The organism is Mesorhizobium sp. M7A.F.Ca.AU.001.01.1.1 (assembly GCF_004022735.1).
GTDB classification, from domain to species: domain Bacteria; phylum Pseudomonadota; class Alphaproteobacteria; order Rhizobiales; family Rhizobiaceae; genus Mesorhizobium; species Mesorhizobium ciceri.
This window is the reverse complement of the sequence record NZ_RZPF01000944.1, coordinates 1-2,030: the sequence shown is the minus strand read 5'-3', so window position 1 is coordinate 2,030 and position 2,030 is coordinate 1. Positions and strand designations below refer to the sequence as shown.

Here is a 2,030-nt window from a genome sequence, read left to right as displayed (position 1 = left end):
GTTATACCCACGGCCGTCGACCCACAGATGGTCGCTAGAAGCACAATCGGCCGCGGATACTCGGTGGGTGCTGCGCTGGTGAGGTCGGAACCTCGAAATCTCACGGCGCTGGGCGACTGGACGTGGGCAGCGGTAGACTTGTCATTGCACGCTAGCACAGAAAGACGCTGGGCGATATCGGCGGCGATGAGAGGATCGTCCGCCACCAACTTCGACCAGTCCGAAACAGTGCCGATTTCGTGATGCAACATCGTTCCCTCCCAGGTGATCGCACAACTGCGAGATCTGACCTTTGTTCCTTTGATTTTTGCGAGGGGGGAAGTCGCGCCCGCTGTCTCGATGGACGGCGGGTCACATGCGACTGATCGCTATTTCCGGGGCTCCGGGAACTTGATTATCGTCGCGCTGTCTTCCGGCTCCAGCGGCTCGTGGCCAGGCCGTTCGTGCCACATGACTTGCCGCAAATCGGTCTGATCGACTTTCTGGCCGCAAGATGGACACGCGTAGAAGCGGTCCTTTTCGCGAATGCAATTACCCCCGTTGCGGGGGATGCGAGGTCCAAGGTCAGACAGTTTTGTCATGGCGACGAAAATCACCGCCGGAGGAAAAAGTTCCCGCCATTTCAGCAAAAACCAACGGAACACTCTTTGGCGCCCGAGGTTCGATGAGCTGAAAGCATCGTGACTGCATGGACGCTTCCGCCAGCCCATCGACAGCCTCTATGGCACGATCCACGATGCCATCTCCACTACGATCCTGGTTTGACCGGATGATGCTCGCGGCCGCAGGTTCCTCGACGATTGGATCGCGAGCCATCTGCCGTTTCCAGAACCGGCTCCCCCCATGGCTGCCAGCGACCTTGCGGACCAGCCGCCGGTGATGCCGGTACCAAGCCTGACGAGGGCAATGAAGAAGTCAGGAGCGTATCGGAAGTAATGTTCAAACGATGCATACAGCAACGACGCCTCACCGGCTTGACCGGTTTCTTGGCTCGCGCCTTTAGGTGGGCTGTGGGTCAAGTGGATTGCTAATACGAGGCTCAAGGACCTTTATCGTTATGCTTGTCTCTGCCGGCTGCGCCACATTCTATTGGTGGTGGAGAGACTGCTATGCCCTTCAGGGCGGGCTAGCGATGGAGCGCCTTCGAAGGTGAAAGCAATTCCCGCGTCCTCAAACGCCTGACGCATGGCCGCGATCTTGTGGGGACGCGGATTTCGAATACCGTTCTCAAAATCTCTGATCGTCATTTCGCTAACGCTCGCTTTTGCGGCAAGCCGTACTCGCGGCCAGTTCAGCAGGGCGCGTGCTGCTCTCGATTGAGCTGGTGAAAGTTGGGTTCGGCTGTCCATAGGATTTGAACATTCGATACGTCTAAAATGTTCCTTCGATCTATCGACGATCGAAAGATCGAGCAATTCCCGCGCGGGGGACGGTCGTCACGAGCGATGTCTCAGCGATGCATGCGTCAGGCAATAGGCCGGCACTGGGACGAGGGGGGCAAGCAGTGGGCGCCTGAAGCGAGCGCTGAGGGTTGGCGGGCGTCCGCCCGCTATCGCAACCAACCCTGTTGCGGCTCGTTGACCTATGCTGGTTGGTCCCAGCACACTCCAGAACCTGCCCGCCACCACTTCGCGGTGGCCGGCTTTTTGTTAATCAGCGGAACCTGATATGCCACGGCAGGTTGGAAGAGCGGCAGCGTCCCCCGCTGCCGGTCGAGGTCCCCAAGCCTCGCCCGGGTCCGCCTCTACCCGCAAGTGGGGGCGGACCCACTAAATATGTTGCGGATCCAGGCAACCTGGTTTGTTGCTGTTGACGGGCCTTCGCGCTGGCGCTGCTACACACCTCATTGCAAGCACTCTACCGTGTCTGGGCCCGACCAAAGCCCGACATGGAATCGCAAAGGTCTGACCTATGAAACAAGGAAGCCTTTTCCACATTTGGAATGTGACCGTCGATCATCGTCCCTTCATCGTCGGTTGGTTGATTACCCGCCACGGCTCGCTTGGCGTGGCGGGTACTCATTCATGGAG

Annotated in this window: 3 protein-coding genes; all 3 read right to left on the bottom strand. The window is 58.7% G+C overall.

Translation table 11 applies throughout. The annotated features are described in order from the left end of the window. Positions 1 to 251 (bottom strand): hypothetical protein (locus EN884_RS39160; RefSeq protein ID WP_128361055.1); only part of this gene is annotated, 251 nt, incomplete at its 3' end. 313 nt (positions 252 to 564) lie between these two features. Beyond that, positions 565 to 816: a hypothetical protein gene (locus EN884_RS38845; protein ID WP_024504642.1), complete on the bottom strand. Its 252-nt coding sequence runs from the start codon at positions 814 to 816 to the stop codon at positions 565 to 567. A 239-nt stretch (positions 817 to 1,055) separates the two neighbouring features. Next, positions 1,056 to 1,349, bottom strand: coding sequence for a helix-turn-helix transcriptional regulator (locus tag EN884_RS34325; protein ID WP_032808422.1), 294 nt, complete (start codon positions 1,347 to 1,349; stop codon positions 1,056 to 1,058). Between the last annotated feature and the right edge of the window lie 681 nt (positions 1,350 to 2,030).

What these genes read in the sequence shown, in the direction of transcription:
- EN884_RS34325 (WP_032808422.1), bottom strand. Translation starts at nt 1,349, where the DNA reads ATGGACAGCCGAACCCAACTTTCACCAGCTCAATCGAGAGCAGCACGC.
- EN884_RS38845 (WP_024504642.1), bottom strand. Translation starts at nt 816, where the DNA reads ATGGCTCGCGATCCAATCGTCGAGGAACCTGCGGCCGCGAGCATCATC.